This window comes from Winogradskyella poriferorum, assembly GCF_050618035.1.
In the GTDB taxonomy this organism is placed as follows: Bacteria; Bacteroidota; Bacteroidia; order Flavobacteriales; family Flavobacteriaceae; genus Winogradskyella; species Winogradskyella poriferorum_A.
The window spans coordinates 1-210 of sequence record NZ_JBODPY010000326.1; the positions used below are offsets into that span (position 1 = coordinate 1).

Genomic DNA, 210 nt, shown 5'->3' on the forward strand with positions numbered 1-210 from the left:
TACCCGAATGCAATTGTTCATATAGTTCGTCTCGCGAGATTCCTAATGTTTCGCAAGCACTGTATAGGTATAATCCGTGACCAGCTTCATCCTGCACTTTTGCCAATAAGGCTACTTTACGACGTAAGGATGGCGCACGAGTAATCCAGTTACCTTCTGGTAACATTCCTACAATTTCGGAATGCGCGTGCTGACTGATTTGCCTAATAT

At 43.8% G+C, this 210-nt stretch carries 1 protein-coding gene; it reads right to left on the reverse strand.

From position 1 onward, the window contains the following. Positions 1-210, reverse strand: a 210-nt coding sequence (locus ACRHOC_RS15950) for a Phenylacetic acid catabolic protein (RefSeq protein ID WP_431159532.1), incomplete at both ends; no start/stop codon positions are given.